20 protein-coding genes, 1 tRNA gene and 1 other RNA gene are annotated in these 25282 nt (G+C 68.0%); 9 read left to right on the top strand and 13 right to left on the bottom strand.

All coding sequences use genetic code 11. The annotated features are described in order from the left end of the window. Positions 1 to 2: 2 nt before the first annotated feature. On the bottom strand, positions 3 to 1073 hold the full coding sequence (locus tag H5393_RS01015) for a 2-dehydropantoate 2-reductase N-terminal domain-containing protein (RefSeq protein ID WP_182765170.1): 1071 nt from the start codon (positions 1071 to 1073) through the stop codon (positions 3 to 5). A gap of 195 nt (positions 1074 to 1268) precedes the next feature. On the opposite strand from H5393_RS01015, the gene H5393_RS01010 reads away from it, so the two are divergent. Further along, entirely contained in the window at positions 1269 to 2087 is an 819-nt protein-coding gene (locus tag H5393_RS01010; RefSeq protein WP_182765169.1) for an HAD-IIA family hydrolase, read from the top strand. Between the two features lie 54 nt (positions 2088 to 2141). On the opposite strand, the gene H5393_RS01005 is transcribed toward H5393_RS01010, so the two are convergent. Then, positions 2142 to 3668: a cytosine permease gene (locus H5393_RS01005; RefSeq protein ID WP_220488136.1), complete on the bottom strand. Its 1527-nt coding sequence runs from the start codon at positions 3666 to 3668 to the stop codon at positions 2142 to 2144. 168 nt (positions 3669 to 3836) lie between these two features. Between H5393_RS01005 and H5393_RS01000 the strand changes: the two genes are divergently transcribed. From H5393_RS01000 to H5393_RS00990, 3 genes are read left to right on the top strand one after another with little or no spacing between them, the layout of a single operon-like run. Next, positions 3837 to 5042, top strand: coding sequence for a M24 family metallopeptidase (locus H5393_RS01000; protein WP_182765168.1), 1206 nt, complete (start codon positions 3837 to 3839; stop codon positions 5040 to 5042). A 25-nt stretch (positions 5043 to 5067) separates the two neighbouring features. After that, on the top strand, positions 5068 to 6843 hold the full coding sequence (locus tag H5393_RS00995; protein WP_182765167.1) for a hydantoinase B/oxoprolinase family protein: 1776 nt from the start codon (positions 5068 to 5070) through the stop codon (positions 6841 to 6843). Then, a complete protein-coding gene (locus tag H5393_RS00990) occupies positions 6840 to 8948 on the top strand; it encodes a hydantoinase/oxoprolinase family protein (protein WP_182765166.1) in 2109 nt (702 codons plus the stop codon). Before H5393_RS00995 ends, H5393_RS00990 begins: the two co-directional genes overlap by 4 nt. Before the next feature lie 58 nt (positions 8949 to 9006). Here the strand turns inward: H5393_RS00990 and H5393_RS00985 are convergent, their stop codons facing one another. The 6 genes from H5393_RS00985 to H5393_RS00960 form a co-directional block, all read right to left on the bottom strand. Beyond that, positions 9007 to 9759, bottom strand: coding sequence for an IclR family transcriptional regulator C-terminal domain-containing protein (locus tag H5393_RS00985; protein WP_182765165.1), 753 nt, complete (start codon positions 9757 to 9759; stop codon positions 9007 to 9009). Between the two features lie 73 nt (positions 9760 to 9832). After that, positions 9833 to 10654, bottom strand: a complete 822-nt coding sequence (locus H5393_RS00980; RefSeq protein ID WP_182765164.1) for an ABC transporter permease — start codon at positions 10652 to 10654, stop codon at positions 9833 to 9835. Beyond that, positions 10651 to 11487 carry an ABC transporter permease gene (locus tag H5393_RS00975; protein WP_182765163.1) on the bottom strand — a complete coding sequence of 279 codons (837 nt, stop codon included), beginning with the start codon at positions 11485 to 11487 and terminating at the stop codon, positions 10651 to 10653. The genes H5393_RS00980 and H5393_RS00975 overlap by 4 nt, the downstream gene beginning before the upstream one ends. Then, the gene (locus H5393_RS00970) at positions 11484 to 12410 is read right to left on the bottom strand and encodes an ABC transporter ATP-binding protein (protein ID WP_182765162.1); all 927 of its coding nucleotides are present in this window, start codon (positions 12408 to 12410) and stop codon (positions 11484 to 11486) included. The genes H5393_RS00975 and H5393_RS00970 overlap by 4 nt, the downstream gene beginning before the upstream one ends. A gap of 40 nt (positions 12411 to 12450) precedes the next feature. Then, positions 12451 to 13377, bottom strand: coding sequence for an aminoglycoside phosphotransferase family protein (locus H5393_RS00965; protein ID WP_220488135.1), 927 nt, complete (start codon positions 13375 to 13377; stop codon positions 12451 to 12453). Between the two features lie 66 nt (positions 13378 to 13443). Continuing rightward, entirely contained in the window at positions 13444 to 15495 is a 2052-nt protein-coding gene (locus tag H5393_RS00960) for a PhoX family phosphatase (protein WP_182765161.1), read from the bottom strand. Positions 15496 to 15707: 212 nt separating this feature from the next. Between H5393_RS00960 and H5393_RS00955 the strand changes: the two genes are divergently transcribed. Continuing rightward, positions 15708 to 16862: a PLP-dependent aminotransferase family protein gene (locus tag H5393_RS00955; RefSeq protein WP_182765160.1), complete on the top strand. Its 1155-nt coding sequence runs from the start codon at positions 15708 to 15710 to the stop codon at positions 16860 to 16862. A gap of 12 nt (positions 16863 to 16874) precedes the next feature. Here H5393_RS00955 and H5393_RS00950 read toward each other — a convergent pair whose 3' ends face one another. The 5 genes from H5393_RS00950 to ffs form a co-directional block, all read right to left on the bottom strand. Continuing rightward, on the bottom strand, positions 16875 to 17633 hold the full coding sequence (locus tag H5393_RS00950) for a VOC family protein (protein ID WP_182765159.1): 759 nt from the start codon (positions 17631 to 17633) through the stop codon (positions 16875 to 16877). A gap of 79 nt (positions 17634 to 17712) precedes the next feature. Beyond that, the gene (gene recR, locus H5393_RS00945; protein WP_076062914.1) at positions 17713 to 18330 is read right to left on the bottom strand and encodes a recombination mediator RecR; all 618 of its coding nucleotides are present in this window, start codon (positions 18328 to 18330) and stop codon (positions 17713 to 17715) included. Then, the gene (locus tag H5393_RS00940) at positions 18331 to 18654 is read right to left on the bottom strand and encodes a YbaB/EbfC family nucleoid-associated protein (RefSeq protein ID WP_182765158.1); all 324 of its coding nucleotides are present in this window, start codon (positions 18652 to 18654) and stop codon (positions 18331 to 18333) included. Positions 18655 to 18712: 58 nt separating this feature from the next. After that, positions 18713 to 21019 (bottom strand): DNA polymerase III subunit gamma and tau, encoded by a 2307-nt coding sequence (locus H5393_RS00935; protein WP_370585889.1) that lies wholly within the window; start codon positions 21017 to 21019, stop codon positions 18713 to 18715. A gap of 13 nt (positions 21020 to 21032) precedes the next feature. Continuing rightward, positions 21033 to 21129, bottom strand: an RNA gene (gene ffs, locus H5393_RS00930) — signal recognition particle sRNA small type. A 276-nt stretch (positions 21130 to 21405) separates the two neighbouring features. Here ffs and H5393_RS00925 point away from each other — a divergent pair. The 4 genes from H5393_RS00925 (at position 21406) to H5393_RS00910 (ending at position 25209) form a co-directional block, all read left to right on the top strand. Then, positions 21406 to 22380 (top strand): asparaginase, encoded by a 975-nt coding sequence (locus tag H5393_RS00925; protein ID WP_182765157.1) that lies wholly within the window; start codon positions 21406 to 21408, stop codon positions 22378 to 22380. 75 nt (positions 22381 to 22455) lie between these two features. Further along, entirely contained in the window at positions 22456 to 23805 is a 1350-nt protein-coding gene (locus tag H5393_RS00920; RefSeq protein ID WP_182765156.1) for a Na+/H+ antiporter family protein, read from the top strand. A gap of 149 nt (positions 23806 to 23954) precedes the next feature. Continuing rightward, positions 23955 to 25016 carry a L,D-transpeptidase gene (locus H5393_RS14285; RefSeq protein ID WP_209455120.1) on the top strand — a complete coding sequence of 354 codons (1062 nt, stop codon included), beginning with the start codon at positions 23955 to 23957 and terminating at the stop codon, positions 25014 to 25016. A gap of 105 nt (positions 25017 to 25121) precedes the next feature. Further along, a tRNA-Ser gene (locus H5393_RS00910) sits at positions 25122 to 25209 on the top strand. Positions 25210 to 25282: the final 73 nt, after the last annotated feature.

Raw genomic sequence — 25282 nt, 5'->3', positions numbered from 1 at the left:
GGTCAGCTGCCGGAGCCGTTGGAGCCGAAGAAGGAGTCCCAGGGGACGTTGACCTGGCGGTCGAGCCCGACGACCTCGTAAAGATGCCGCAGCAACGGGAACTTCTCGGGCGCGACGATCCCGCGGTCCGTGAGCTTCACCATGGCCTCCCCGATGACGGCGATGGCCGCTGCACCCTCGAGCGTGACGCCGGGCATCTGGTCGCGCGCCTGGCTGAAGGTGAGGCCGCTGCCGACGAGCCGGCCGCACTTGACGTTGCGGCCGCCCATCGACGTGACGAAACAGTCGCCGATACCGGGCAGGCCCAGCGGCGTGGTGGGGCTGCCGCCGAGGAGGTCCATGAACTGGATCATCTCGATGGAGGCCTGGCCGAACAGGGCCGCCCCGTAGTTGAAGTTGACGTAGCGCTCCCCCGCAGTGTCGCCCATCGCATCGAGGATGCCGCTCATGAAGCCGGCGCCGAACGCGTAGCAGTTCTTGGTGGCGGCGCAGACCTCGACGCCGACGAAGTCGGTGTTGGTCCACACGTGGTAGGCCTCGGTGGCGAAGAGTCCGCGCCACATGTCGAGGACCTCCTGCCGGTCGCCGGTGAACACGACGGAGGTGTGGCGACGCACGGCCACCTCGCCGGCGATCGACGGCCCGGCGATCGCCGAGAAGGTCACCTGGCTGCGCAGTTCGTCGGGGACCTCGCCGGCCAGGACCCGGGGCAGGATGGTGAGGTTGCCCTCGTCGTCGGCCTCCATACCCTTGGCCAGCGCGATGACGTGCATGCCGGGGCGCAGCAGCGTCGCGAGCTGCTGACCCGCCCAGTGGACGCCGAACGAGTTGACGCCGCTCAGCACGAGGTCGATGCCGTCGAACGCGTCGGCGGCCTCTTCGAGCTGATAGGCCGTGGTGCCTTCGGGGAGGGTGAGCCCGAGGTTGGGGTGCACCCCGGTGCTCTTGATGGAGTCGATGATCTCGCGGTCGAGATGCGTGCCCACCAACCGCATCGTGTGGCCGTTGTCAGCCAGCGGGGTGGCCAGGGCGCTGGCCATGATTCCTGCACCGAGAACCGCGATCGTCGCCATGTGTGCTCCTTTGCCGCTGTCACGCTTCGATGCGTGAGCTTGTCGATGGTCTGACGCTACTGGGACCTTGTCGTCATTGCGAGGCGGTGAGGACGGGCTTCTGCCACCGTTGTGCGGACGGCCGGTTGATTCCGGTGCGTGGGACAGCGCCGGGCTGGCACTGTGGAGGCACACACCGATCAGAAGGACCCCGCCATGACGCTCAGCTCCCCCACCGGGTGGTACGACGCCTACGTCTTCGACCTCGACGGCACCATCTACCTGGGCGACGACCTGCTGCCGGGCGCGAAACGGCTCATCGAGGAGCTGCGGGCGGCGGGGCGGGTGGTGAAGTTCCTGTCCAACAACCCGACGAAGGACCCGCAGCAGTACCAGGCGAAGTTGGAGCGGCTGGGCCTGCCCACCCCGCTGGAGGACATCGCCAACACCGTGGTCACCACCACCCGGTGGCTGCTCGACCACCACCCCGGCGCGGCGCTGTTCGTGATCGGCGAGGAACCGCTGCAGCGCGCGCTGCGGGAAGCCGGGTTCCGCCTCACCGAGGACCCGGCGGAGGTCGACATCGTGGTGGCGTCCTACGACCGGGGCTTCGACTACCGCAAGCTGCAGATCGCTTTCGACGCCATCTGGTTCCACAAGCGGGCGTTCCTGATCCAGACCAACCCGGACCGGTTCTGCCCGTTCCCCGGTGGCCGCGGCGAGCCGGACTGCGCGGCCATCACCGCCGCCATCGAGGCGTGCACCGGGGTGACGTGCCAGGTGTCGCTGGGCAAGCCGTCGGCGTTGATGCTGGAGGCGGCGCTGGGAGCCGACGACGTGGACCTGAGCCGGTGCCTGATGATCGGCGATCGGTTGATGACGGACATCCAGATGGCGATCGACTGCGGCATGCCCTCGGCCCTGGTGCTCACCGGTGAGTCGACCGTCGACGACGTGCTCGCCCAGCCGGAACACAACCGCCCCACCTACATCGTCGAACGGATCGACCAGTTGCTGCCAGTGTCAGGCGGATGAAATGCGACAGGTCGGCGCCCGCGGACGCCGACCTGTCACTGCAGACCCGACGGGTCAGGCATCCAGATTGTGATGGTGGGGACGCTCGTCCTCCAGTTCGGTGAACGCCAGACGACCCTCGTCGTCCTCTTCTGCCTCGTGCAGGGCGGAGGTGCCGGCGACCATCCGGGTACCCCGGCCCTCAGGCAGGACGGTGCGGCGCAGGATGACGTAGACCAGCGGAGTGATGACGAGCGTCAGCAGGAAACCGATCGGCAGGATGCCGGTCACCTGCAGCGAATAGGAGATGGCGAAACCCACCAGGAGTGCGATGATGCCCGCCCAGTTGAACAGTTCCACCCGCCGCGTCGACGCCGGTTGGCCCTTGCGGACGATGAAGTAGTCCGTGACCACCAGCGAACACAGGGCGAACGTGGCGATGCCAAGTGCGGCGAGGAACTGGACGAGCAGTCCCAGAATGCCGGCATACACGGCGACGAGCGCGATGACGTTGCCGATGATGAGCATCACGATGCGGCTGGGGGTCTTCTGGAAGAGCGCGTCGAACAGGTTCGACAGCGTCAACGATCCGGCGTAGGCGTTGATCGCCTGGGCCTTGACCTGCGCCGCGTACATGACGATGAAGCCGATGATCCCGGCGAGGATCACGAAATAGGCACCCGCATTGTTGTGCGCCAGGAACTGGACCTTGTCCGCGATCGAATCGCCCATCTGCGATTCGGCGAGGGCAGGGTTGTCCGAGAGGTACTGCGCCACGACGGTGTCACCAGCCTGGTAGAGCAGGGCTCCGAGGGAGACGACGCCGAAGTTGACGATGATGTTGCCGCCGATGGCCATGATGGCGACGTCCTTCTTGTTGCGCGCATAGCGGGCGAAGTCGGCGCCGGTCAAGGCCAGTGCCCCGGCGAATCCGATCATGCCGGCCAGCACCGCCAGGAAGGCCCCGGGGCCGAATCCTTCGGGGCGCTGCGTCATGATCTCGCCCAGCGGCTGGGTCGACCGGTTGACCGCGATGAAGAGGATCGCGATGAGCAGGGCGCTGGCAATGATCGTCAGCCACAGCGACGAGATCTGGATGAGTTTCAGACCGAACAGCGCAAGCAGGATCCATGCGACCGTGAGGACGCTGTAGATGACGATGGCGTTGAGCATCGTTGGTTGCCACCCCAACAGGAACAGGGTGCCGTTGTAGAGAAGCGCGTTCTCGAGCGCCAGGAAGCTCAGGATCATCCAGGCGAAGATGAGCGACGCGAGCGCGGAGCCCCGCGCGCCCAGTCCGTGGAAACGGGTGCTCACAGTGCTGGACATGCCAGTGCTCTGGGCTACCCGGCCGACACCGGTGCCGATGACTGAGCCGAACGTCGCTGAGATCACGGCCGCCACCATGGTCCAGCCGACGCCGACCATGTAGCTGGAAGTGCCCCCGATCAGCAGCATAGCGAGGGTGGTGCCGACGCCGGCGGTGTTGGCCAACAGCGACCAGCCACTCACCCGCTCAGCTTCGGACACGGGATTGAGGACGTTGTCCTCCATCTTGTTGCGGATGCTCTGCTCTTTGGCACTGCCCGTTGATTCCGTCACGGATCCTCCTTGATCGTGTGCACTGTGCGGTGCGGATGGAACGGGATTGTTCGCTGAAAGGCCAGTGGCCCGATAGACGCGTGTCCGGCCATTCCGGACAGGACACTGCGTCCGGAACTGCCGGACAGGCCGCACACTGCGCCTTGGGAGCAGGCTTACGGTCCTGTCATGAACAACGACGTTTCCAGCACCCGGCTAAGGCAGCCGAAGCACGCCATCCAGTCCTTCGCCGAGCGTGACGCACGGTGGACAGCCCTCTCGCAGGCAGCCATCGACGAGGGCTACGACGTGCTGCTCTTCGCCGCAGCGGACTACCGCGGGCACAAGGGCAGCGTCCGCTACATCTCCGGCTATAACCCGTGCCACCGCTACGGCTACGCGGTGATGTTCCCGGGGGAGGAACCGAAGGTTGTCCTGCCCCAGAACCTGGAAGCGGACCGGCGCCCCGACCATGACTGGGTTTCCGAATACCTGACCCCCTACAACTTGGGCCGGGGGTTGGCCGAGGTGCTCGGGAGCAAGGGGGACTCCCCCCACATAGGCATCATCGGGCTGCGCCAGGTGATGAAGGTCGAGGATTATCTGGCCATCACGGAGCTTCTCCCGAGGGCGAAGATCTCGGATGCGGGCCAGATGTTCAGCCGGATTCGCGCGATCAAGTCCCCGGCGGAACAACTCGCTGTCAGGGAGAGCGCCTACATCCTGGATGCGTGCTTCGATCGCCTTCTGGAGATCGCCAGGCCGGGATTGACTGAGCAGCAGATCGCGGCCGAGATGTTCAAGATCGGCTCGGAGCTCGGCGGGCAGGATCCGCTGTTCCTGACCATGTTCGCCGAGATCAAGGGCAACACCGGCAGGGCAACCTTCGGCCAGCCGGAGGATCGCATCCTCGGTGTCAACGATGTGTTCACCTTCTCCTACGAGATCGTCGGCCCGAACGGCTATTGGACTGAGCTGTCGCGCATGGTGACCTTCGCAAAGCCGACGTCGGCGGTCTCGGAGATCGCCGACGCGGTCGCGGCCGGCATCGACGCCGCGCAGCAGGCGCTCGTCCCCGCCACAGCCTTCAGCGATGTCCAGCGCGCGGTGATCTCGGCCGTTGAAGCCAGGGGCGCCAAGTCCGAGTACTGGTCGGGTCACGGCATGGGCCTCGACGTGCTGGAGGAGCCCTGGATCGGGCTCGATGTCGTCGGCGACGATGCCGATGCCGGGGCGGTGACGAAGGCGGCCGACGGTCAGGTGCTGGCCCTCCACCCGACGCTCTGGAATGAGGAGTTCCAGTCCATGGGCTACATGTCCGACTCGTTCATCATCGTGGACGGTCACGCAGAGAAGTTGTCGAAGCACCCCACTCAGATCCATCAGATCAGCTGATCCGACGTTGACCAAAGGAGGTCACATGTCTGAAACCCCAACCCGAACCGTCGACCCGGTGCTCGCCTCAGTGCTTGCCCGTAGGTTCGACGCCATCGCCAAAGAGATGGCCACAGTGCTCATGCGCTCGTCCAGATCCCCGATCTTCAACGAGGTCGGAGACCTTGTCACGGTCATCTTCGATGCGAAGGGACGAACGATGGCCCAGGCGGAGTTCGCCGCCATCATCGCCTTCGGAGCACAGCCCCCACTGAAATACATCATCGACTACTACGGCGATGACATCCACGAGGGCGACGTCATCATCCACAACGATGTCTACACCGGCGGCAACCAGAACGCAGACACAGGCATCTACATGCCGATCTTCCACGACGGTGAACTCGTCGGATGGACTGCGTCCAAGGGACACCTTGCAGATATCGGCGGCATGACGGCTGGCGGCTACGATCCTGCAGCGCGCGAAGTGTGGCAGGAAGCGTTCCGTATCCCGCCGGTGAAGTTGTACGAAGCAGGTAGGCGTCGAAACGATGTCTGGGATCTTGTCTCCGCCAACATCCGCTTCGGTTTCGTCATTGAGGACATCAAGGCGATGATCGGCGCCTGCGAAGTGGGCAAGCGCCAACTCCTCCAGGTTCTCGATCGGCATGGGCGCAAGGTCATCGATGACCACATGCAGTATGTGATGGACGCCTCCGACAAGCAGGTCCGTGCCGAATTGGCCACCTGGCCCAACGGCGTCTACCACGGCGAGAGCGAAATGGTCAGCGACGGGGTGGACCCCTCGAGCCGACACATGATCCGTGTGAAGATCACCATCAGCGATGACGCCATCGAGTTCGACTTCACCGAATCGGACGATCAGACCCCAGGCATCGCGAACCAGCCCAAGGCCTCGGCCGCCGGCGCGGTGCGCATCAACTTCCTGATGCTCGTAGCGGCTGCAGGGGTGGTCCTCCCGACGAATGAGGGGATGTTCGGCCCGGTCAAGACGATCTTCAGGGAGGGCTCACTCCTGAACCCGAAGTTCCCCGCGGCGACCATCTTCGGCAACCAGATGACCGACAACATCACCGAAGCCATCATGATGGCGCTGGCCGGTGCGCTTCCTAAGCGGGTGACCGCCGGTTGGTGCAAGGCGATGAACGCGACCATGACCGGCGTGGATCCTGACACCGGCGAGCCCTACGTCTCACTCACCGTCTTTCAGCGCACGGGTCCTGGCGCCATGAACGGCTATGACGGCTGGGACGGGTTCGGCTTCAGCGGCGTCGTCGGGCAGATGCGCTCTCCCGACATCGAGATGTTCGAACTCACTTCTCCGCACTTCTTCCTGTACCACGAGTACGACCCGGACAGTGCCGGCGCGGGACAGTGGAGGGGCGGGATGGGCACCCGGTCTGCCTGGCGTGTGGAGGGTCTGGACGCGCACGGTGTCACTCTGGGCGAAGCCGCCATTTCAGAGGGCGCCGTCCCCGGGCGCGGGCTTGATGGCGGCGAGGACTCCGGCCTCAACGTCATGCGGGTCGAACTGCCCGACGGCAGCGTCTACGACTGGGGGTCCAAGGAACGGATCGCCATTCCGACCGGCTCCACCATTGTGTCGCTGTGTGGCGGCGGCGGTGGCTACGGCGACCCGCGCAAGAGGTCAGCGGAACTGGTCACCGACGAGGTTCGCAACGGGATCACCAGCATTGAGAAGGCCCGCACTTCCTATGGAGTGGTCGTCGACTCCGAGACCCTCGAACTGGATGAAAAGGCCACGGCGGCACTTCGCACCGACAAGGAGAACGAGAAATGAGCACGATGCGCGTAGGTGTGGACGTGGGCGGTACCTTCACCGACTTCCTGGTCGTCGATCAGGACGGCTCACGTCTGATCCATAAGACGAGTTCCATCCCCTCCGACCCTGCACGTGCCGTCACCAAGGGGCTCCGCGAGATCGCCGAGAAGCGCGGTGAGTCGGTGGAACAGTTCCTGGCGCAGGTGAGCACGATCGTGCACGGGACGACCGTCACCACCAACGCTCTCCTCACTCGACGGGGCGCCAAGACCGGCCTGCTCGTCACTGACGGGTTCCGCGACGTGCTACCCATCCGCGACGGCACCCGCGAGGAGCCCTACGACAACCGGATGCAGAAGCCGAAACCCCTGGTCAATCGTCAGCTCACCCTTCCGGTGGGAGGACGCATAGACAAGCACGGCGACGAGGTCACCGCGCTGGATGAGGAGTCTGTGCGCGAGGCAGCGAGGTTCCTGAGGGAACAGGGGGTCGGCGCCGTCGCCATCTCCTTCCTGCACTCGTATGCCAACCAGAACCATGAGACCCGCGCCAACGAGATCCTCGAGGAGGAACTGCCGGACGTTTACATCACGCGCTCGAGCAGGCTCCTCTCCCAGGCCCGCTACTACGACCGCACCTCGACATCGGTCCTGAACAGCTATGTCGGCCCCATCATCTCGGACTACCTGGCCGTCCTCACGGAGACCCTGGAGGAGGCTTCGTTCGGGGGGATCCTTCTGATCATGCAATCCAACGGTGGCGTCGCCACCCCTGAGGAACTGGCACGCCGCTCGGCGCTCTCGCTCCTGTCCGGCCCTGCTTCCGGCCCAACCGCGGGCCTGATGGAAGTGGCCGTCCACGGGTTCGACCGCTGTCTAACCGTCGACATGGGCGGCACCAGCTTCGATGCTGCCATCGTGGCTGGCGGACGGCCGCTGGTGATGACGGACGGTCTGATCGACCGCTGGCGGATCGCTCTTCCCATGGTGGACATCCATACCATCGGTGCGGGTGGTGGCTCCATCGCACGCGTCGACGAGGGCGGCATGCTCATGGTCGGGCCACAGAGCGCGGGAGCTGTTCCGGGACCGATCTCGTATGGTCGCGGCGGGGAACTACCCACGACGACCGACGCGGATGCGGTGCTCGGGTATCTCTCCCCGGAGAGCTTCGCCACCTCAGGGTTGAACCTTGACGTCGATGCGGCCCGCAAGGCCATCGGTGAACAGATCGGTGAAAAGCTGGGTCTGGATCCGCTCACCGCGGCCGCGGGGATTTACGACGTGGTCAACGTCTCCATGGCTGCCGGCGTGCGCGAGATCACGGTGCGGCGCGGCCTCGATCCACGTGACTTCCCGATCGTGGTCGCCGGCGGCGCGGGGCCCGTGCACGCCGCCGCCATCGCCAGGGAACTGGAGATCCCGATGCTCATCGTGCCGCGCCAGTCGTCGATCTTCTGCGCGGCCGGCATGCTGGTGTGCGATTTCCAGCATGACTACGTCCAGAGTCAGAAGTGGGACCTCGCCGGTATCGAGACCGACGAACTCAAGGCCCTGTGGTCAGAGATGGCCGAGCGTGGGCGACGCACCCTCCACTCAGAGGGGGTCACGGATGCCGACATCGAGTTCCTGCCCTCCATGGACATGCGCTACAAGGGTCAGTGGTTCGAGATCAACGTGCCGCTGGCGTCCAGCTCGCTGGAATCGGTGGATCTCAACGAGATCGCCGCGGAGTTCCATCGCCTGCACGATGTCCAGTTCGGGTACCACTCGGAGGCGTCGCCCATCGACGTGTTGAACGTCCGTCTGGCCGCCATCGGACGCGTGCGTGGTTCGGTGGGCAACTCGGAAGAGGCGCCCGAAGGTGCCAACCCGGTGTCCGGGGAGCGCGAGATGTGGAGCCCGGCCCAGCGCCGGATGGTCACCGCAACCGTGTACAACGGTGAGTTCATGAGGCCCGGCGATGAGATCTCGGGGCCGGCCATCATCGAACTGGGCACGACGTCGATCGTGGTGCTGGATGAGTACGACGTGGTCGTGGATGTGAGCGGCTCGTTCGTCCTGTACCTGCGCAGCAGGGCCGAGGAGATGCGCTCGCAGATCGCGGTGGCAGCAGCGGTCTGACGGCCGCGGCGCAGCGGAGAGCCAGGGGGTGGGTCGTCACCTGCCCCCTGGCTCGCGCTCAGCGCAACTCACGTGCTGTTCCGGTCCAGCCCATGGCGCGCGAGGTTTCGATGGCCGCTTGGCGCACCGCCGCCCCGAGCTCCTGGACTCTCGTCCGGTTCATGGATGCCGCCGTGTCGCCGATCCCGATCGCTCCCATGGCGAGATTGGTGCTGTCGAACACCGGCGACGCAACAGACCGGATACCGGGTTGGCTCACGTCCGTCACGATGTAGCCGAAACGCTCCCACCCCGTCAGTTCTTCCTCCAGCGACTCTTGTTCCTCCGCCGTCAGGAGCGGTCCGAGTTCCGCATTCCTGGCCGCCTGCGACATGGTCGCCAACACGGCACGCCCACAGCCAGAGGCGTGAATCGCCCACCTTCGGCCGGTTCGGTTGATGGTGGCGACGCGGGTCGAGGCCCGTTTCCGGTAGGCATAGAAGACGGCACCAGGGAGGTAGGCGGCAACATGGACCTCGACGCCGAACCTGTCGAGGTGACGTTGAATGGGCTGCTGGGCCGCGTCCACCAGGCCTTGCCGCTCGATGACCTGCCCGCCGAGCATCGCCAGCCCGATTCCCAACTGGAAGCCGCCATCGGGCCTGGCTTCCAGCAGGTTGGCTGTCACGAGGGTCCGGCAGAGGTCATGCACCGTGCTACGCGGAATTCCGGTCTTCGACGAGATTTCGCGCACGGTGAGCAGGCGGTTCATCCGATCGAACACGCCGAGAATCAGGGCCGCCTTTGCCACTGACTGCACATCACCAGCCACGGGAGAAGCCTACTCCGGATGATCAGTCGGCCCAGACGGATGACTCTCCTGAGATCCAGTGTCCCCTGCGATCTCATCGGAGGAAGAGGGCTTTGAGCCTCTTGGTGGCGACCGTGACGCCGATGAGGATCATCACCGCGAAGTAGCCGAGGTGCGCCCACATCGACGGCTGGATCAGGCCCGTCGTCAACTGGCGGATCATGTCCACCCCGTGCCAGAGCGGCAGGGCCATGATCACCCACTGCACCGCCTCCGGGTAGACGGTGATGGGGAAGAACGTGGCCGAGAGGAGGAACATCGGCAGCATCACGAAGAACACCAGGTCGAGGTGCTGGAAAGACGTCATGTAGCTCGTCGCCGCGAGGCCCACGGAGGCGAAACCACAGGCCACGACCAGCGCCGCGGGGATGGCAAGCAGGGCCGTCCACGAGAGGTTGAGGTCGAGCAGCGTGGTGACCACCATGAACCCGCTGGCGTAGAGGAGACCGCGGAACAGCGCCATGAATATCTCACCGAGCGCCACGTCCATGGGGCCTAGCGACGTGGACAGCATCTGCTCGTACAACTTGCCGTAGCGCATCCGGAAGAACACGTTGGTGGTGGAGTCGTACAGCGCGCCATTCATGGCCGACACCGCCATCAGCGACGGCGCGATGTAGGCCGCGTAGGGCACCTCGCGGCCGTAGAACTCGACGCCACCGATCAGTGCTCCGAGGCCGAGGCCCATGGACAGCAGGTAGAACACCGGCTCGAAGAACCCTGACAGCACGACGAGGTAGTTGTTACGGGCGATCACCTTCATGCCACGGGCGACCACCGAGCGGGTGTTGCCGCGGTAGATGCCGCGCAGCGCCTTCGGCACCCGCGTCTGCCGGGCGAGGGAATCTGTGCTCACTGATCCAACCTCCTGCGGAAGTGGCGCACGGACAGCAGCCCGCCGACGACGGCCATGGCGGCCAGGAAGCCGACGTGGATGAGGCCCATGCCCACCGTCAGGGGCGCGCCGTAGAGGACGGTTCGGCCCAGTTCGGCGGCGTGCCACAGCGGCGACACCCAGCCGATGGGTTGCAGGTAGCCGGGCAGCGTCTCCAGCGGGAAGTAGGTGCCGGAGAACAGGGTGAGCGGCACGATGATGAACCGCTCGATGAAGCTCAACTGGCCGCGCTCGTCCTTCTGCGTCGAGACCCACGCCATCACGCTGAAGCCCACCGCCACGGCGAGCAGCAGGCCGATGGGCAACAACAGCAGCACTCCCCACCACCGGCCGATGCCGAACACGAGCAGCGCCACCAGGTAGAACCCGATCATGGGGAGGACGCGCACCATCACTGCCGCCTGGAAGCCACCCGCCATCTGGCCAGGCGTGATGGGGGTCAACCGCATGGCGTTGAACAGGTTGTTCCACTTGAAGCCACCGAACACACCGAAGGTGTTCTCCTGCGACGCCACCTGCATGGCGCTGGCCAGCACCAGCGCCGGCGCCACGAACGTGAGGTACTGCACGCCGTCGATGCCCTTGCCGTCGTCGACGAGGACCCCCAGCCCGGCGCCGAGGCCCAGGAGGTAGATGAACGGCGACCCGATCCCGGTCAGCAGGAGCGTAGCGAGGTAGGCGCGCATGTGCATCACCCACTGCTCCACCACCGCCCACCACCCCATGCGGGCGACGACGCGGTGGTCTGCCGTGAGCCGGGTGTCGATCACCGGTTTGTCCGTGGCGAGGCTCATTCGATCAGGCTCCTGCCTGTGAGGCGGAGGAACACGTCCTCCAGCGACGACCTGCGCACCAACGAGGTGACGGGCTCCAGCCCCCGCTCGACGACGGACTGCAGCGCGTGTTCGCCGTTGTCGGCGTAGATCAGCACCCTGTCCGGGAGGAGTTCCTGCCGCTCACCGATCCCGTCGAGCCGTCCCGCGGCCGCCTGGTTGCGCGACGAACCGAAGCGGACCTCCAGCACCTCGCGGGTGGCGTACTGCCTGATGAGCTGCTGCGGCGAACCCTCGGCGACGATCCTGCCCTTGTCGATCACGACGAGCCGGTCGCACAACTGCTCCGCCTCGTCCATGAAGTGCGTGGTCACCACCAGCGTGACGCCCTCCTCCTTCAGCCGGAAGAGACGGTCCCACAGGACGTGGCGGGCCTGCGGATCCAGGCCTGTGGTGGGCTCGTCGAGCAGCATCACCTTGGGGTTGTTGATCAGCCCTCGGGCGATGGTGAGGCGGCGCTTCATGCCGCCCGAGAGCCCGTCCACCCGGGCCGTGCGCTTCTCGCGAAGCTGCGCGAAATCGAGGAGCTCCTCAGCGCGTGCCCTGACGTAGGCGCGGGGCAGCCCGAAATAGCGGCCGTAGACGTAGAGGTTGTCGATGACCCGCAGTTCCTCGTCGAGGAGGTCGCCCTGGGGGACGATGCCCAGCTGCGCGCGGATCTCCGGTCCGTGCCGGTTGGTGTCGAGGCCCAGCACGCTGAGTGCGCCGTCGGAGCGGGTGGACGTGGCCGCGATCATCCGCATGGTGGTGGACTTGCCCGCGCCGTTGGGGCCGAGGAAGCCGAAGGATTCGCCGGGCGCGATGTCGAAATCGATGCCGTCGACGGCGGTGAAGCTGCCGTAGCGCTTCGTCAAGCCGCGGGCGGAGATCACTGGTGTAGGCACCCCAGCAACCTACAACCTGCCCCGGACAAACCACACCGGGTCAGTCCGGCGGATCTGCGAAGGCCTTGGCCAGGGTGATCATCCGGCCGCGGAAGTCGTCGGAGGCCGGCGCATATCCGGCCGCCCAGACGGCGTTGAGCACCAACCGGACGAAGGTCCAGGCGTAGGCGCGGTCGAGGTCGAGCCCGGCGGCATCGGCCACGACGTCGGCGCGGAGCCGCACATGGGCCCGCAGGTTGTGCGCGCGGGCCGCCACGTCGGCGCGGTTCCACACCACCGGGGCCACGGCATAGGCCCACTCCCCGACGACGGGCTTGGGGTCGATCGCGAGCCAGTCGCCGCGTGCCGGGTCCAGCGGCGCGAGCACGTTGGCGTCGTGGAGGTCCTCGTGCACCAGCCGGCCGGGGACGGGGCCGGCGAGGAGATCGTCGAGCGTGCTGTGTGCCTGCTCCGCAAGGCGTCGGGGAACGGTGCGGTCGGCCGCGGCCAGCTGGCCGCGCCACCGTCTGGCCTTGTCGGCGACCCTCGGGAACTGCGGCGAACCCTCGCGGTCGAGGCTGCGGAAGAGTCCACCGATGGTCTCGCAGGAATCCAGGACGGAGGCTGAGGTGAGCGGGCGGGAGGCGTCGAGCCGCTCCAGCAACAGCGCGTCGGCCGCAGGGTTGGCGGCGATGAGCCGGACGGCGCCGTGGCCGTCCCAGAGCCTCAGGGCCAGATGCTCGAGATCCGCCTCGTGGTGCGGCCAGCCCACCTTCACGACGGCGGGCTGGCCGTCGTGGAGCACCGGCAGCACCAGTGCGTTCTCGCCGTGCCACGGGTCGCCGTCGGGCGTGAGGTCCCAGCGGGCCAGGTGCTCCTCGATCAGATTGGGGAGCCGGGCCAGCCAGGTGTCGCCGTCGATCGGGCGCGCGCCGAGCACGTCGGCGGGGCGGCCGGCGACGAGTGCGCGGAACGGACCTGGGATCACGTGCTCCACGCTAGTGGGGATGCGGAGGGGCGGACCGCCGACGCGGCCCGCCCCCCCACGTGCGCGCTACTTGATCTTGGCCGAGCGGTTGCCCGAGGTGCGGGTCACCTGGACGACGGAGGGACGCGGTGCCGCCACCTTGTCGCCGACCTGGACCGGGCCGTCCGCCGGGAGCTGATCCGGCCACAGGGAGGTGTGGGCGCCCCAACGGCCGTCCTCACCCGGGTGCTGCACGGCCACGAAGACCGAGTCGTCGCGGTCGTGGATGACCGGGCCGCAGGTCTCGGAAGCCGAGGGCACTGCGAGGAACTGCTCGACCCGGCCGCGGTTCGGGCCGTCGACGGTGACCTTGTGCAGGGCGTCGCACAGGCCCAACGTGCCAGGCTGGCCGTCGGTCGAGATCCAGAGGTTGCCCAGGGAGTCGAACGCGATGTTGTCGGGGCAGGAGATCGGTGAGACCTTGTCGGCCGGGTAGCCGGAGAAGTAGGTGCGGGTCGAGGTGCGGGGGTCACCGCAGAGCATCAGGATGTTCCAGCTGAACTTCTCGGCGGCGTGGTCGTTGCCGTCCTCGACCATCTCGACGATGTGGCCGTCGCGGTTCGCGGTGAGCGGGTTGGCCTCGTCGACGGCGCTGCGGCGCGAGTTGTTGGTGAGCGCCAGGTAGACCTTGCCGGAAACCGGGTTGGTCTCCAGGTCCTCGGGCCGGTCCAACTTGGTGGCGCCGACGCGGTCCGCGGCGAGGCGCGTGAAGACGAGCACCTGCTCAGCGGTCATGCCCGGCACCAGCGATGCGGTGCCGCGCACCAGCGGGACCCACTCGCCGTAGCCGTCGAAGGCGCCGTCGGCCGGAAGGTCGCCGTCGCCGGTGATCTCGGCGTCGGGCGAGTTGCCGTGGTAGCGCGCCACGTAGAGCGTGCCGTCCTCGAGGAGGCGCATGTTGTGCTGCTTGTCGCCCTGGATGAAGGTGCGCGACGACACGAACTTGTACACGTAGTCGTGGCGCTCGTCGTCGCCGGAATAGACCACCGCCTGGCCCGACGGCGCGATCACGCAGGTGCCCGCCTCGTGCTTGAAGCGGCCCAGCGCGGTGTGCTTGACCGGGGTGGAGGTGGGGTCCTCCGGGTCGATCTCGACGACCCAGCCGAACCGGTTCCCCTCGTTGGCGTACCCCTCGTTGCGCAAATCGAAGCGGGGGTAGACCGTCTCCCAGCCGCGGCCGGTGGCGCCAGAGCCGATGCCGTAGCGCGCGTGCTCGGCCGAGCCGTCGCCGCGGAAGTACTGGTTGAAGTTCTCCTCGCCGGAGAGGACGGTGCCCCACGGGGTCGTGCCGCCGGCGCAGTTGTTGAGGGTGCCCTCGACGAGGGTGCCGGTGGGGTCGTCGGCGGTCTTCAGCAAGTCTGAGCCGGCGGCGGGGCCGGAGACCGAGAAGGAGGTGAAGCCGGTGATGCGACGGTTGCGACGGCCGGCGCGCACGTACGTCCAGGGCTGGCCCTGCTTGTCGCGCTGCAGGTCGACCACCGAGAAGCCGTGGGCGGCCAGCGCGATGTCGACGACCTCCTTGGCGTTCCCGAGGCGGAAGGCGTCGGAGAACATGATGCCTTCGTTGGTGTACTCGTGGTTGCACACGAGGTAGCCCGAACGGTCGTTGCCGCCGTCAGAGATGACGTTGAGGTAGTCGCAGTTGTAGCCGAACTGCTGGGCCTGCGCAGCGCCGGTCTGGTTCTCGATGTCGAAATCCGGGGCGTCGGCGAGGATCGGGTCGCCCCACCGGATGATCGGGTCCCAGCGGTAGCCGCGGGGCACAGTGACGGTGTCCACAGAGCGCGGCACCGGGGCGATGGCCTCGAAGGGGAGCTTCCCGCCGCCCTGCGGAAGGACGCCGTTGTCCGCGGCGGCGGTACCGGCGGTGACGTGCGACACGACGAGGGCGCCGGTGATGCCTGCGGCGCCGCCCAGTGCGGCACGGCGGGAGAACACGGCGGAGACGATGTCGCGGAACGACTCGTTCTCAGTGGTGTTCGGCTCGGGATGCGAACAGGCGTTGCCGCACTTCAGTTCGCAGGTGATGGGCGAGCGGTTGCCGCGCGTGTGGCCGAGCATGGGAAGCAGACGCTTCATTCGAAACCCCTTGGGTGGTAGGCGATCGGGCACAGCTATCCCATCGGACCAAGTGGGCAGGATCCGGTCGTCCAGGTGACCGCTGGATGAACAGTTGTGGACGACCTGGCCAACCGGCCGGGCGCGGGGGCCCCCGTCGACGGACCGGCCGGCTGGACCTGCGGAGTTCGTTGCGGCGAAGGGAACGATGGGCCAGTGGGTAGGCTGCGTCCATGCACATCGACGCGTTCCGGGAGCTCCCGCTGGATCGCTCCCCCGGGGCCGCACCGCTGCCCGTTCAGGTGGCGGCCGGCATCCGCGACTTCGTGGCGCTGGGCTCGCTTCTTCCCGGCGAACCGGTGCCGTCGACACGGGCGGCCGCCGCCGCCCTGGGAGTTTCGCGCGGCACCGTGGCGGCTGCCTACGACCAACTCGTCGCCGAGGAATACCTCGTGGCCCGGGACCGCTCCGGCACCGTCGTCAACCCTGACCTGCGCTCGGTTTCAGCCCCCACCGTGAGCAATCGGATGGGGTCATCGCCCCGACACGCCGGAAAACGGCCCGAAACCAACCGTGACCCCATCCAACTGCTCACGGCCTCCGACGGCGGGGCCTGGCCCGACGACGCCGCCTGGCGCAGTGCCTGGCGGCGAGCCGTGACGGACGAGCCGGTCCCCGCGCTGGCGGAAGCGGTGGCCGAACACCTGCGCCACATGCGCGGCGTGGTGGTCGAGGCGGACCGCATCACGGTGACGTCCGGTGCGCGCTCCGGGCTGTCGTTGCTGCTCGCGGTGGCGGCGCGGCGGGCGGGCAGGCGCCCGCGGGTCGCCGTCGAGTCGCCCGGCTTCCCGGGCCTGCGGCGACTGCTGGAACATTCGGCCGTGGACACCGCGGCGCTGCCCGTCGGCACGGCGGGCCCGCACCTGGAGGCACTGAGCCGCGCCCACCGTGGCTCCCCCATCGACCTGGCGATCGTCACACCCAACCACCAGTACCCCAACGGCGGGGCACTGTCCGCCCGCCACCGGCAGGCCATGATCGCCTGGGCGCGCGACGAGGGCGTGGTGCTGGTGGAGGACGACTTCGACTCCGAACGCCGCCACCTCGGCCCGCCACTGCCCACGCTGTGGAGCCTGGACCCCCCCGTCGTGGCCCATCTGGGCACGTTCGCGGCGGTGATCGGACGGGGCGTGGGCACCGGTTACCTGGTGGCGCCGCCCTCGTGGCATGCCGAGATCGTCGGGGCGGCCGACGCGACGGGCGCCGCTCCCCCATTGTTGCTGCAACGCGCCGTCGCCGCCTATCTCGCCGACGGCGGCCTGCGCCGGCGCCTGGCACGGGCCCGCCGTCGCGCCTCCTCCACGAACCGCGAACTCACGTTCCGCTGAGGCCAGGCCGGGTCAGTCGACGATCTGGAACTGGACGCCCTGGTCGTCCTCCACAGTGGCCACCCGCCCGTTGGGAGAATCCATCGGCCCGTCGACGAGCCGGCCACCCAGTTCCTGGATCCTGCCGATCGCCTCGTCGGTATCCGCCACTGAGAAGTAGACGCGCCAGTAGGACACGGGCACCTTGGAGGGGACGAACTCCGAGGCGTCGCACAGGCCGGCCACCGCGTCGTCGCCCTGGCCGTTGGTGGCGTACTGCCACTCCATCCCCTGGTCGCCCACGGGCTGCACGTCCCACTGGAAGACGTCGCGGTAGAACTCCAAGGCCGCGTCGTAGTTGCCGGTCATGAGTTCGAACCAGACGGGGGCGCCCGGCTTGTCCTTTGCCTGGATGGCGACGGTGTCGCTCTGCCAGGCGCCGAGGGCGGCCCCGGTGGAGTCGCTGAGGAACGCCATGGTGCCCTGCCCGGGGATCTCCATGGGCTCGACGTGGATCTCGCCGCCCGCCTGCCGGGCCCGCTCCGTCATGGCGCGGATGTCGTCTGTGCGGAGGTAGATGCACCAGGTGGGGATGCCCATGTCGGGCTGCTGCACCATGGCGCCGCCGACAACCTCGTCAGCGCGCATGATCATGTGGTAGTTGCCGTACTCCTCGCCGGAGTTGTCGAACCGCCAGCCGAACAGGCTGCCGTAGAAGGCCTGGGCCTTGGGGAGGTCCTGCGCGTAGAGCTCGACCCAGATGGGCGCGCCCTTGAGAGTGGTGTCGGTCATCGTTGGCCCCTTCTCATCGTGAGCCCGGTGGCTCACTGAGCAGCCTAAGCCGACGGGTGGGGCAGGTCCATAGCCTTCGTCACCCGGCTGGTGCGTGCCGTTCGATGAGGATGCGGCGGCCCTCGAAGGCCCTGCTCAGCGTTGCCTGGTCCGCGTATTCCAGGTCTCCGCCGACGGGCAGGCCGGAGGCCGGCCTGGTCACCCGGACACCGAAATCATTGAGCATGCGGCTGAGGTACGACGCGGTGGCCTCGCCCTGCGTGTCGGGATCTGTGGCGAGGATGACCTCCTGCACCTCCCCGTCGGCAAGGCGCTGGAACAACTCGCGGGTGTGCAGGTCTGCCGGGCCGCGGCCCTCGATGGGCGAGATGGATCCGCCCAGCACGTGGTAGAGCCCGCGGAACTCGTTGGTGCGCTCGATGGCCACCACGTCCTTGGATTCCTCCACGACGCACAGCTGGGAGCGGTCGCGCCGGGGATCGCGGCAGATGCGGCAGCGCTCCTCCTGCGAGACGTTGAAACACACCTCGCAGAAGCGGGCGAGCTGCTTGACCCTCCGGAGCGTGTCGGCAAGCGCGTAGACATCCTCCTCGGGTGCATCGAGGAGGTGGAACGCGATGCGCTGCGCGCTGCGCGGACCGATGCCCGGCAGCCGGCTCAGCTCATCGATCAGTTCCTGGATTGCGCCTTCGTACACTCAGCCCCCGAAGCCCGGCATGCCGGGCATGGTGGGGAGTTCGGGAAGCGTGGCGGCCGTGGCGGCGTCCACCTCTGCCCTGGCGGAACGGAACGCGGCCACAATGAGGGCCTGCAGCGTCTCGATGTCGTCGGGATCCACTGCGGCGGGCTGGAGCTCGATCTCCTGCATGTCGCCCTTACCGCTCAGGGTCACGCTGACGAGGCCGCCGCCTGCGGTGCCGGTGAACGACTGGTTGCCCAGTTCCTCCTGCGCCGCCTGCAGATCTGTCTGCAGCTTCTGCGCCTGCTGCATCAGCGCGTTGATGTCAAAGTCGCCAAACATTTCTCACTCCTGAGTGGGGGTCGGTTACAAGCATAGAAGGCCGGCCGGACGGTCAGCATCAGTCGTCGTCGGCATCCCGCACCGAGATGACCTCGGCGCCGAACGCATTGCTGAGCAGTTCCTCGGCGTTGTGGCCCGCGTCGAGCACCGCGTCGTCCGCTGACACCTGCTCCGACGGCGGGGGCGGCTCCATCCGGGCGCGCTGCTGCGGCTCGGGGTGGGGATCAGGCTCATCCGGGGCGACGGGTGCTCCCTGGGGCCGCTGCGCCGGGCGGGCATCCTGCTCGCCGCTGGCCAGCACCGACTGGATGCGCAGCTCGACGCCGATCACCTCGATGAGGGCGTCCGCCAACACATCGGCGCTGCCGCCGGAACCGAAGTTCTCCCGGGGGCCGGGCGCATCGAAGCCGAGCACGAGGGCACCGTCGGTGATGTCGACCACCTGCGCGTGGTTGCTGAGCAGCATGAAGGTGAACCGACGGCGGCGCTTGACCTCGTCGAGCACGTTGGGCCAGACGCGCCGCAGCTCGGCGGCGGTGAGCTGGCCCTGGGAAGCGGGGCGCCGCTGCTGCACGGCAGGCTCCGGGGCGACCTCCGGCTGCGGGGCGGCCTCCGGCTGCGGGGCGGGCCGCTGCTCAGGAGCCGGGCGCTGCGCCGGCGCGGGGCGCTGTTCACCGGCGGGACGCTGCTCGGGGGCCGGGCGCTGCTCGGCCGCGGCGGGCTGCTCGGCCGCAGGACGTTGGGCTGCAGCGGGACGCTGGGCGGGCTGCTCGGGCGTGGGCCGCTGCTGTTCTGCGACCGCTGCCGTCTCGGCGGCTGCGGGCGCCGGACGCTGGCGCTCGTGCTCCGCCGCGCGCGGCCGCTCGGGCTGGCGCGGGCGGGCCGCACCGGTGTCCTGCCAGTCTTCGACGGGGGCGGCCTCGCCGCTGCCCATCATGCCGACGCGGCGCTCGAGCCTGTCCATCCGGGCGTGCAGGCCGCGCTCGTCGGCGTCCGCACCCGGCAGGAGGACGCGGGCGCACATCAACTCCAGGTGGAGCCGAGGCGCCGTCGTGCCGCGCATCTCCGTGAGGCCGGTGGCGATCACCTCTGCGGCGCGCGTCAGCTCGCCCGAGCCCATCCCCGCCACCTGCGTGGCGAGGCGCTGCGCCTGATCTGCCGCCACCTCGAGCAGGCCGTTGGTGGCGGCTTCCGGCACGGCGGCCAGGATCACAAGGTCACGGAGCCGGCGCAGCAGGTCTTCGGCGAAGCGCCGGGGGTCCTGGCCCACCTCGATGACCTTGTCGATGGTGTGGAAGACACCTGCGGAATCGCCGGCGGCGAAGGCGTCCATGATGTCGTCGAGCAGCGCATCCGGCGTGTAGCCCAGGAGCGCGGCGGCCTGCGAGTAGCTGACGCCCTCCTCGTCGGCCCCGCCGAGCAGCTGGTCCAGCACCGACAGCGAATCGCGCACCGAGCCGGCCCCGGCGCGCACCACGAGCGGGAGCGCGGTGCGGTCCACCGCCACGCCCTCGGCGTCACAGATGCTGGCCAGGTAGTCACTCAGCACCTTCGGCGGCACCAGCCGGAACGGGTAGTGGTGCGTGCGGGAGCGGATGGTGCCGATGACCTTCTCCGGCTCCGTCGTGGCGAAGATGAACTTGGCATGCGGCGGCGGCTCCTCCACGAGCTTGAGCAGCGCGTTGAAGCCCGCCGTCGTGACCATGTGGGCCTCGTCGACGATGTAGATCTTGTAGCGGCTGGCCACAGGCGCGAAGTAGGCGCGCTCGCGCAGGTCACGTGCGTCGTCGACGCCACCGTGCGAGGCCGCGTCGATCTCGATCACGTCGATGGACCCGGGGCCGCCGCGGGCGAGGTCCACGCAGGACCGGCAGATCCCGCACGGGGTGTCCGTAGGGCCTTCCACACAGTTGAGGCAGCGCGCCAAGATGCGCGCAGAGGTGGTCTTGCCGCAGCCGCGCGGGCCGGAGAACAGGTAGGCGTGGTTGACACGGTTGTTCTTCAAGGCGCGTTGCAGGGGGACGGTGACGTGCTCCTGGCCGATCACGTCAGCGAACGAATCCGGACGGTAGCGGCGGTAGAGCGCCAGCGGTGCCGCGGGAGCCTCGATGCGCGGGCTGTGGTCGAGCTTCGACGGCGGCACGTGCGTCACGGCCGGCAGCTCAGGCTCCTCGTCCGGCTCCACCTCCGCGAAGAGGCTGGGGCCCGTCTGCTCAGGGATGGCACCGGGCGCCGGCTCATCGTCGAACAGGCTGGGCCCGTCCATGGGCTCGAAGCCGGGACCCTCATCAGCGATGGGGGCGTACTCGTCTTCTTCGATGTACTCGTCGTCCACGATTCCCACCCTATTGCAGCCTCCGGACATTCACCGGGCAAAGAAAAAGGGCCCCTCGCGCACCCGGAAGAGCTCACTTACCCTTGCTGCCTTCCGACCCTGGGGGAGTTGGGCGAGTTACCGCCGCGCGAGGAACCTTGGATCACTCTACCCCATCCGGATCGGCGCTTCACTTCCGCGCTTTTCCCCCCGAATCCAGATGTGGGGCGGTCCGGCACCCCGAATCTGGATTTGGGGCCTTCCCCGCGCGGCGGCCCGACGCCCCGGATCTGGATTCGGTCCGGTCCGGCACCCCGAATCTGGATTTGGGGCCTTCCCCGCGCGGCCGCCCGACGCCCCGGGATCTGGATTCGGTCCCGTCCGGCACCCCGAATCTGGATTTGGGGTCTTTCCGGCGGCGGTGGCAGGGTGGCGGAATGGTCAGCAGTCTCGATCCCGCGCTCGCCGAGGTGTGGCGCGGCCCGTACCTCGAAGCGATCCACCACGGCGCGGTCGCCGTCACCGGCCCAGACGGCGTGCGCCTCGCGCTGGGGGACGCCTCCACCCCGTTCCTCGCCCGTTCAGCCGTCAAACCCATCCAGGCGGTGGCCATGCTGCGCTACGGGCTCGACGTCGAGGGCACCGAGCTCGCGCTCGCCGGAGCCTCCCACGACGGCGAGCCCATCCATGTCGACGGCGCCCACCGCGTCCTCGAGGGCGCCGGCCTCTCCCCCGCGCACCTGCAGACCACGCTGGCCTTCCCCTCCCGCGTCCCCCTCGACGCCTGGCTGGCGCAGGGCCGGGGCGCGGAGGCGATCGCGCACAACTGCTCTGGGAAACACTCGGCGATGCTGCGCACCTGCGTGCGCGCCGGCTGGCCCACCGACACGTACCTGAGCCCGGACCACCCCCTGCAGGTGGCCATCCGCGAGGAGTTGGCCGCCCAGACCGGTGAGCCCGTGGGCGACCCCGTCGTCGACGGTTGCGGCGCCCCCGCCTTCCCCACCAGCCTCACCGGGCTCGCGCGCGCCTTCGGAAAGATCGCCGGCGCGACGGACGGCCCCGAGCGGCGGCTGGCAGACGCGTTCCGCGCCCACCCCGAGTTCGCGTCGGGCACCCGACGCGACGAGGTCGTCTACCACCGCGAGGTCCCCGGCCTCATCTGCAAGGCCGGTGCCGAGGGCACCCTGGCGCTCGGCCTGCCCGACGGCACGGGAATCGCCATCAAGATCACCGACGGTCGCCACCGCGGCACCGTGCCCGTGGCGGTGGCGGTCCTGAAGGCGCTCGGCCACACGTCGGCGGCCCTCGAAGCGCTCGATCCCGAGCCGGTGCTGGGCCACGGCACGAAGGTGGGCCACCTCGCGCCGTCGCAGCAACTGCTGACAGCACTGGCGGAACTCGACGCCTGACCCGGTGCGGCGCCGGAGGCACCCGGCACTTAGGATGCTCCCCGGCCCCTGTCACCTAGCCCCCGAAGGCTGCCCATGAACGCCGTCGTGCTGTCCGTCCTCGTGATGCTGATCCTGTCGGTACTGCGCGTCCATGTGGTCTTGGCGCTGTTCCTCGGCGCCCTCGTCGGCGGCCTGACCGCCGGGTTGGGCCTCGAAGCGACGATGGTGGCCTTCCAGGACGGCCTCGCCGGGGGCGCGAAGATCGCGCTGAGCTACGCACTGCTGGGCGCCTTCGCCATGGCCGTGGCCCACTCCGGTCTGCCGCAGCTGCTCGCGAACTGGTTCATCGCCAAGCTCGACAGCGCCGACATGTCCACCTCACAGAAGGTGGCGGCCTGGGCCAAGTGGGGCATGCTCACCGGCGTGCTGGCGATGGCGATCATGAGCCAGAACCTGATCCCCGTGCACATCGCGTTCATCCCGCTGCTGATCCCGCCGCTCCTGGTGGTCATGAACCGGCTGCGGCTCGACCGCCGCGCCATGGCGTGTGTCCTGACGTTCGGCCTGGTCACCACCTATATGTTCCTGCCCATCGGCTTCGGCAAGATCTTCCTGTACGACATCCTCTACGGCAACATCCTCAAGTCCGGCCTCGACGTGAGCGACGTGCCGGTGATGCAGGCCATGTGGATCCCGGCGCTGGGCATGGTCATCGGCCTGCTCCTCGCAGTCGGCGTCACCTACCGCCGCCCGAGGGGCTATGACACGACCGCCGTCGTGGACGTGGAGGCGCCGAAGGCGATCGACAGGAAGAAGGTCTTCATCGCACTGGTGGCGATCGTCGCCTGCTTCGCCATCCAGACCTGGCTGACCCTCATCGACTCCGCCGCGGACTCACTTCTCGTGGGCGCACTGGTGGGCCTCTGCATCTTCGTGGTCACCGGCGCCGTGAAGTTCACCGACGCGGAGCACGTGTTCACCGGCGGCATGAAGATGATGGCACTCATCGGCTTCATCATGATCTCGGCGCAGGGATTCGCGGCCGTCATGCAGGCCACGGGCGAGATCGGTCCGCTCGTCGAGGGCACCTCGGAGCTCTTCGGCGACAACCGCGGCATGGCCGCGTTCGCCATGCTGTTCGTCGGCCTGCTCGTGACCATGGGCATCGGCAGCTCGTTCTCGACGCTGCCGATCATCACCGCGATCTACGTGCCGCTCTGCCTGGCGTTGGGCTTCTCCCCACTGGCGACCGTCTCGATCATCGGCACCGCCGGTGCCCTCGGCGACGCCGGCTCCCCCGCGTCGGACTCGACGCTGGGCCCCACGGCCGGTCTCAACGCCGACGGCCAGCACGACCACATCCGCGACACCGTCATCCCCACCTTCCTGCACTTCAACCTCCCCCTCCTGGCCGCCGGCTGGGTCGCGGCGATGGTGCTCTGACGCTCGGGCGGAGAATCCTCCGCCGGCTCTGCAACCTTCCGGCCGGCCACTGCGTATCAGTCGATGAAAGCCCTGGCCGCCCGGGGTTAGGAAATGACCGCGGCGCCGTTTACGATTGGCAACGATGTTTGCCTGGGAGGAAGCTCGAAATGCGTAAGAAGCTGTTGGGGGTCGCAGTCGCCGCCTTGGCGATGACACTGGTCGCGCCGTTCGCGACTGCCGAAGAAATCAACCCCACCCCGCCGGGGGAACTGCCACCGCTGGCGGCCTCCCCCACACCCACCCCGACGCCCACGCCCGCGGTACAGCCGAAGCTGACACCCGAGCAGGCCGTCTACGTCACCCCGGGCTACCACCTGGTGGCCGGGCGCTACTGGTACACCTCGTGCGAGATGTACTCCTCGACGACCGTGCGGTGCCGCACCAGCATCTACGCTTCCACGGTCTTCCAGAAGGACGGCCAGTGGTTCACGCAGAACGCGTGGGTGTTCAACAACCTGACCTACCTGCCGTCCCCGCGCTCCGTGTGGGCCAACAACCCGTTGGGTAGCACCGGCGAGTGGACCGCCACGGACGGCCGCAAGTGGCGCTCCGAGTGCGACACCGCAGCCACCGGCCGCGGCGCCTGCCGCAGCTACGCCGTCGCCACCACCGCGTCGGTGGCCACCGGCCAGGTGACGCAGAAGACAGACTGGGTGTTCAACGGCATCGTCAAGTTCGACAGCCAGTACAGCCCGTGGGTGAAGAGCATCCCGGCCACCAACCCCCGCCCGGCAGGTGTGCCGTACCCCACCGCCCCGGTGCCCGTCGTCACGCACCCGCTCGTGCAGTCCGGATTCCGGCTGGATCAGCGCTGCATGACCGGCCGTGCGTTCTGCGTCTCGAAGGGCCAGGACAAGATGGCTTGGGTGATCAACGGCAAGGTGCAGACCATCGTCGACGTGCGCTTCGGCAGGACCGCCACGCCCACCCGCAACGGCGCCTTCAAGATCGGCTGGAAGTCGCGTGACCACTTCTCCAGCATCTACAAGGTGGACATGCCGTTCGCGCTCTTCTTCGACGGCGGCATCGCCATCCACTACTCCGCCAACTTCGCCCGCGTGGGCTACAGCGGCGGCTCCGGTGGGTGCGTCAACGTGCGTGACTACGCTCAAATGGAGCGCTTCTTCGACATCGCCCGCGTGGGCGACAAGGTGATCGTGTACAACTGATCCACCCTTCACCAGGCACTTCGACGGCGCGCCCGCCAGGGCGCGCCGTCGCTGCTTTTCGGCCGGATTTGAGGCAGGGCGCGCAACTCCGGTAAGTTTCTCCCTGGAGGATTCGCCTAGAGGCCTATGGCGCTCGCTTGGAAAGCGGGTTGGGTTAACGCCCTCACGAGTTCGAATCTCGTATCCTCCGCCATCAGACCCCCGTCCGGGCTTCCCGGGCGGGGGTCTTGGAGTTCCCGCCTACGAGCGGGTCACCGAGTGACCTC

Source organism: Tessaracoccus sp. MC1756 (genome assembly GCF_014164735.1).
In the GTDB taxonomy this organism is placed as follows: Bacteria; Actinomycetota; Actinomycetes; order Propionibacteriales; family Propionibacteriaceae; genus Arachnia.
Note: the sequence above shows the minus strand (reverse complement) of the source record. Positions and strands in the feature narration are given on the sequence as shown.

Bases quoted from the DNA above. Each gene is read 5' to 3' on its own strand.
- H5393_RS01015 (WP_182765170.1), bottom strand. From the start codon at position 1,073: ATGGCGACGATCGCGGTTCTCGGTGCAGGAATCATGGCCAGCGCCCTG.
- H5393_RS01010 (WP_182765169.1), top strand. From the start codon at position 1,269: ATGACGCTCAGCTCCCCCACCGGGTGGTACGACGCCTACGTCTTCGAC.
- H5393_RS01000 (WP_182765168.1), top strand. From the start codon at position 3,837: ATGAACAACGACGTTTCCAGCACCCGGCTAAGGCAGCCGAAGCACGCC.
- H5393_RS00995 (WP_182765167.1), top strand. From the start codon at position 5,068: ATGTCTGAAACCCCAACCCGAACCGTCGACCCGGTGCTCGCCTCAGTG.
- H5393_RS00990 (WP_182765166.1), top strand. From the start codon at position 6,840: ATGAGCACGATGCGCGTAGGTGTGGACGTGGGCGGTACCTTCACCGAC.
- H5393_RS00975 (WP_182765163.1), bottom strand. From the start codon at position 11,487: ATGAGCCTCGCCACGGACAAACCGGTGATCGACACCCGGCTCACGGCA.
- H5393_RS00960 (WP_182765161.1), bottom strand. From the start codon at position 15,495: ATGAAGCGTCTGCTTCCCATGCTCGGCCACACGCGCGGCAACCGCTCG.
- H5393_RS00955 (WP_182765160.1), top strand. From the start codon at position 15,708: ATGCACATCGACGCGTTCCGGGAGCTCCCGCTGGATCGCTCCCCCGGG.
- H5393_RS00950 (WP_182765159.1), bottom strand. From the start codon at position 17,633: ATGACCGACACCACTCTCAAGGGCGCGCCCATCTGGGTCGAGCTCTAC.
- H5393_RS00940 (WP_182765158.1), bottom strand. From the start codon at position 18,654: ATGTTTGGCGACTTTGACATCAACGCGCTGATGCAGCAGGCGCAGAAG.
- H5393_RS00935 (WP_370585889.1), bottom strand. From the start codon at position 21,019: ATGTCCGGAGGCTGCAATAGGGTGGGAATCGTGGACGACGAGTACATC.
- H5393_RS00925 (WP_182765157.1), top strand. From the start codon at position 21,406: ATGGTCAGCAGTCTCGATCCCGCGCTCGCCGAGGTGTGGCGCGGCCCG.
- H5393_RS00920 (WP_182765156.1), top strand. From the start codon at position 22,456: ATGAACGCCGTCGTGCTGTCCGTCCTCGTGATGCTGATCCTGTCGGTA.
- H5393_RS14285 (WP_209455120.1), top strand. From the start codon at position 23,955: ATGCGTAAGAAGCTGTTGGGGGTCGCAGTCGCCGCCTTGGCGATGACA.